This window comes from Sphingobium sp. ba1, from assembly GCF_000743655.1.
Lineage (GTDB): Bacteria > Pseudomonadota > Alphaproteobacteria > Sphingomonadales > Sphingomonadaceae > Sphingobium.
Genome location: NZ_JPPQ01000069.1, coordinates 1,267,189 through 1,272,516 on the forward strand (window position 1 = coordinate 1,267,189; position 5,328 = coordinate 1,272,516).

The following is a 5,328-nucleotide window of genomic DNA, read 5'->3' on the forward strand; positions in this document are numbered from 1 at the left end:
CGCGTCGTCACCATCGCGGTCTCTTCGTCCCCCGACAACAATAGCGTTACGGTGCGGCGCGGCGTCCAGCCGTCCTTTTTCAACTGCGCCAGCGTCGCGACCATCATCGCGACGTCATATTTATTATCCTCCGCGCCCCGCCCGAAAATATAGCCCTTCTCCTCCACCGGCACGAACGGATCGCGAGTCCAATCCTTCGGGTCGGCCGCCACCACGTCCATATGGCCGATCATCAGCAACGGTTTGAGCGTCGCATCCCGCCCCCGGATCGTCGTGGCAAAGGTCGCCGTCTCGCCCATCGGCGTGATGACGACATCCGCATCGGCAAAGCCCGCGCCTTTCAGCACCGACGCATAATAGGCCGCGAGCTTCGGCACCTCGCCCGCCCCCTCGACCGTACGAAAGGCAACAGAGCGCATCAAGATATCCTTCGCCACCACCGGGTCCGCCGCCGCCATCGCGCCGCTCGGCAGCATCGCGGCCACGCCCGCCAGAAACCCACACCGCCACCCCATAAACCTGCCCCTCGATTTCGTCAGACCGCCAATGTGGCACAGCGACAGGCAACCGCCAATCCTCCGCACCCATCCTCCCCTTGCAGGGGAGGTGGCTGGCCGCAGGCCAGACGGAGGGGTGTCACCCTCTCGATAGCGCAACACCCCTCCGTCAGCACTACGTGCTGCCACCTCCCCCACCGGGGGAGGATGTAAAGACACCCCCCCGCCAAAAACTAAACCCCGCCCAACTATTGCTTGCGCGCAATCCTGCGCCACTCCCCCATATGCTACGCCGTTCGCCCAAAGGATTTGCGCCCATGACCCTCCCCTATCGCAGCTTCGGATTTCAGGTGCTGGTCGGCATGGTCGCAGGGCTGGCGCTCGGCCTCCTCGCCCGGACCATGGGCACAGGGCCGGATGGCGACCTCAACTGGCTCGCAACCGCGCTCCAGACGGTCGGCACCATCTTCGTCGCGCTATTGAAAGCCATCGTCCCGCCGCTCGTCTTCGCCGCCATCGTCGCGTCGATCGCCAATCTGCGCGCGCTCGACAATGCGGCGCGGCTGGCGGGGCAGACGCTGCTCTGGTTCGCCATCACCGCGCTGATCGCGGTCAGCATCGGCCTTGCCATCGGCATCATCGTCCAGCCGGGCATGGGCCTTGGCACCGCCGCGCTCGCCGCCAAACAGCCCGACGCGGTCGGCGGCTGGCTCGATTTTCTCAAAGGCCTCGTCCCCGGCAACAGCCTGGCGCTGAGCGGCAGCACCAAGATCGCGCCCGACGGCACCGCCAGCACCAGCCTCTCCTTCAACATCCTGCAATTACTGGTCATCGCCATCGCGGTCGGCCTCGCCACGCTCAAAGTCGGGGAGAAGGCCGAACCCTTCCTCGCCTTCGTCCGCTCGCTGCTCGCGGTCGTGCGCGCGCTACTCGGCTGGGTCATCCGCCTGACGCCGGTCGGTTCGGCAGGCCTGATCGGCGCGGCGGTCGCCACCTATGGCTGGGACGCGCTCGCAAGGCTGAGCGTCTTTACCGGCGCCATCTATCTCGGCCTCGGCATCGTGCTGCTGATCGTCTATCCGACGCTGCTGCTCGCCCATGGCCTCAAGCCCCTGCCCTTCTTCGCCAAGGCCTGGCCCGCCATCCAGTTGGGCTTCGTCTCCCGCTCCTCGGTCGGCACCCTGCCCGTCACCGAAGCCGTCACCGCGCGGCTCGGCGTCGACAAAGCCTATGCCGCCTTCGCCATCCCGCTTGCGTCCACCACCAAGATGGACGGCTGCGCGTCGATCTACCCCGCGCTCGCCGCCATCTTCGTCGCAGGCTTCTATGGCATTCCCCTTGGCCCGCTCGACTATGCCCTGATCGCCCTCGTCTCCGTCATCGGCTCCGCCGCAACCGCAGGCCTGACCGGCGCCGTCGTGATGCTCACCCTTACCCTCTCGACGCTTGGCCTCCCGCTCGAAGGCGCAGGCCTGTTGCTCGCCATCGACCCCATCCTCGACATGGGCCGCACGGCGGTGAACGTCGCGGGCCAAGTGCTGGTCGGCGTGGTCGTCGCGAAACGCGAGGGGATATTGGACGAGGCCGCTTATTATGGCGAGGGGGCGTTGGTGGGGGGATAGCGCCAATTGTGGTCATTCGCTGGTGCCCATATCCGTCCCAAAAGTTGCCGTTCGTTCATCATCCTGCACTTGGAAAGCAGAACGGCTGCAAAACCGCCGCGGTGCGCTGAGAGTTGATACTTATAGTCCGTGTACTTAGAATCATCTGTCCCGCTTGCAGGACAGGATGAAAAGAGCGAACGCCTCTTTCGAGAACGAGAGAACCCGGCTGGGCCGGTGCGTCCGTTTTCTTCGGCTGAGGGCTGGACTGTCTCAAGAGGATCTTGCCGACGCATGTGGTCTTGACCGCACCTATGTAGGCGGAATTGAACGAGGCGAGAGGAACCCAAGCCTGAAGAACATTCTGAAGCTCGCCAGCGCTCTCGATGTCGCCCTGCATGAGCTTTTCAACGATGCTCTAAATGCAGGTGATTCCGCTAATGCTCGACAAGAATGAAATCCTGTTGCGGCTTCACTCTCGCCTCGCTCCATCAGTGGAGCGAATTTCTAAGCTTGCGCTGACCCATCAGCAAAAAGCTCAGCAAGTAAACGCGCTGGTCGCTGAAGAACGTGATAATCTGTCTGCATCTATTTTACAGATGTGGGAGGTAGATCGTGGGACCGCAGCTTTAGTCATCCAATATTGCTGTACCGTCGCTGGGTTGGAATATCGCCATCAAGTCTGGCCATATGAATATATGGCATTTTCAAGACGCATCGGTGAACTCTGGGAGGCATTTTGTCGAACAGCCTGGACGTACCCGGCGGACACGACCGTCGTACGAATGGACGCTCCTAATTTTGCCGAGGTGCGTAAAGCGCTACTTCAGCGGATAACTGCCAATCTTGGAACACATGATAAGGCTAAGGAGGTGATGACGGACGTCTCGACGCTGTTCGAGATCGTTGGCGAAATCAATATGAAGGAGGACGAAGTTTTCCGGAAAGCGGACATACCATATGTCATTGATTTTAAGAGCGGCTTTGGATCCAATGAAAAAGGCAACATGTTACGATTGCTTACTGTTGGTCGAGCATATCACATATGGGACCATAGAACCAAGCTAATGCTCTTGGTCCGCCAGGATGAAAACAACAATTATTTGAAGGTTCTACGTCGGTCAAATTTATGGGAAGTTTATACCGGAGCCGATACCTACAAAAAAATTGAGGAAATAACTGGCGCTGACATCCAATTGGTGCGGGACGAAGTTATAGACTGGCGGGACGATCTAAGCGACGGTTTTTATCGATATTTAAAGAACCAACCCACCGACCTTACATCCTATCTTGTTTGGTAAAAAAGGGCTGCATGAAACTATCGCATGTATCAACTTGCAAGAAATTTTCAGCAACGGCCACCGATACGATCCGCTTTGCCTCCGAATAATCCTTTGGCCCGAAGCGTGGGACGGGGAGTCGCTTGAGGTAGTTTGCTGAGTTGTTGGCGCTGCCGTTCACAATTTCGTTACGCAGTTCGGTCGCCTTCGAGGAGTTGAGATAAAGCAGGATTGCCTCACGCGCCTCTTGATCATGTGGGAAGACTCCAACAACCCCTTGGTCAAAAACAGCACTATCCATCAGCGAAGCCGAAAGTCGGCGAGATGTCACCATTGGTACAGCAATTCCCGGTCTAAAATAATAGCTGGAATTTTGCAGTCTCGCCTTCTTGTTTGTTTTGTAGAAGACGACTGCCTCGCGGTCCCAGCGGAGCGCCCATGCAGTGCTATCGACAAAGGCACGATGGCCACCTCTGATAAGGGGCACATAAGCGACGACAGTATCTAGGCCGTGCTGACGCTGGTCCGAAGATAGATCTCCCTCATAGACACTTTCCCAATGGATCGAGTGACCATTGAGGCGCTTTGTGACCCGAGCAGGGTCGTAGCCAATGAAGCGACAGTTATCGCCTGTATATATTCCCGTTTTGCACTCTGCCACTTGACCCAACGTGGTCCAACTTTCCGTTTCAGATCGCACTTGGCCCATGCTGGATCGCCAACCGCTATCAAGGGATTTTTCTAGACAAGATCCGGTGATCGAGAACACGGCGTTTTCGGGCTGATCCAAGAGCGGGCACTTTCCGTCAAACGCTTCGATCCATGTCAACATTGTATTTTCGGTAGCGCAGCGTTTGGACCCAGCGATAATGCAGAGGTTGCCATAGCCGAAGTTCACTGTCTCGAAGCGCTTTGATGGAAAGCGGATCACATGCGTCGGCTCGCCATGCTTATATATATACTGACGCAAGGGTGAGTGGTTGGTACTTGTAAGAAAGGTGTCGGGAAGGAGGAATACATATCTTCCACCTTTACGGAGCATCATGAGCGAGAAAGCCAAGAACAAGCCATACGACTCGCGCACGTACAGATAGGGAAAAGATGCTTTCAGGCGCTTCCGATACTCTGGACTAAAAAAAAGACCAAAAGGCGGATTTGAAATTACAGCATCATAGTCGCGGCGGAAAGGGGATAAGCCAGCCAGCATAAGACCATTCGCAAACATGTCGATGAAGTCTGCCCTGTGAGTGTTTAGGGGCAGACTTGAAAATCGCTGCTTAGTTAGGGCTAAGACAGACGCATCTACATCTACGGCGTCTATATGTGCAGGTGATCCTTGTAGACCGCTCAGGAGAGCTCCATTTCCAACACTCGGCTCAAGGATTCTAAGTCCATTCACGTCGCCCAAGAGCTTCGCCATAGCCGAGTTTACCTCATAAGCTTCGGTGAAATACTGCTTCAGGGTTGACTGCTGGGTCGGTGAGCTTGCCATATCCTGCCTTGACTGTGATACTTATAATCATCTATAGACTCGGATGGCTTGAGATGCAAACCCTTTGCTGCTCTCGCGCATGAGTGAGACTTCAGGCTGTCCTGCGTCATATGTTAGGACATCATCATCGTCCTTCCTCAAGGGCGGGGCCTGATCATGCTCGGAGGAAAATCAGGCGGGAACGTAACGGGCGGTGTCATGCGAAGGGCAGCTTTCTGAACATAGAAGGTCAGGACCGGCTATTTCGCCGCCGTTCCTCCCGCTGCACATACTCACCACGCGAACAAAAACTTCGCAAAAACCTTCCTATTGCGAAGTCCGCCCTGCAAACCCCAATCCCAGCAAAATCGAACCCTGCAACAGTGTGAACTTCACAAGCTTCGCACAGCACCACCCCCCCTGTCAACGGCGGAGCAAAAGTCGGCCATTCGGCGGCGTAAAACCAGGCCATCGTGTTA

General features: G+C 56.9%; 6 protein-coding genes. 3 read left to right on the forward strand and 3 right to left on the reverse strand.

The annotated features are described in order from the left end of the window. Nucleotides 1-515 (reverse strand): M20/M25/M40 family metallo-hydrolase (locus IL54_RS09175; RefSeq protein ID WP_037478219.1); only part of this gene is annotated, 515 nt, incomplete at its 3' end. Between the two features lie 299 nt (nt 516-814). On the opposite strand from IL54_RS09175, the gene IL54_RS09180 reads away from it, so the two are divergent. From IL54_RS09180 to IL54_RS09190, 3 genes are all read left to right on the forward strand, one after another. Next, nucleotides 815-2,119 carry a dicarboxylate/amino acid:cation symporter gene (locus tag IL54_RS09180; RefSeq protein WP_037478221.1) on the forward strand — a complete coding sequence of 435 codons (1,305 nt, stop codon included), beginning with the start codon at nt 815-817 and terminating at the stop codon, nt 2,117-2,119. Between the two features lie 166 nt (nt 2,120-2,285). Beyond that, a complete protein-coding gene (locus tag IL54_RS22910; RefSeq protein WP_076605561.1) occupies nt 2,286-2,555 on the forward strand; it encodes a helix-turn-helix domain-containing protein in 270 nt (89 codons plus the stop codon). Then, the gene (locus IL54_RS09190; protein ID WP_037475012.1) at nt 2,521-3,399 is read left to right on the forward strand and encodes a hypothetical protein; all 879 of its coding nucleotides are present in this window, start codon (nt 2,521-2,523) and stop codon (nt 3,397-3,399) included. Before IL54_RS22910 ends, IL54_RS09190 begins: the two co-directional genes overlap by 35 nt. On the opposite strand, the gene IL54_RS24080 is transcribed toward IL54_RS09190, so the two are convergent. Together IL54_RS24080 and IL54_RS25355 are read right to left on the reverse strand one after the other, a co-directional pair. Then, complete coding sequence (locus tag IL54_RS24080; protein WP_156106182.1) at nt 3,377-4,870, reverse strand: Eco57I restriction-modification methylase domain-containing protein; 1,494 nt, start codon at nt 4,868-4,870, stop codon at nt 3,377-3,379. The two genes, IL54_RS09190 and IL54_RS24080, sit on opposite strands and share 23 nt — an antisense overlap. A 229-nt stretch (nt 4,871-5,099) precedes the next feature. Next, the coding region (locus IL54_RS25355; RefSeq protein ID WP_237748831.1) for a hypothetical protein at nt 5,100-5,328 on the reverse strand (229 nt) is incomplete at its 5' end.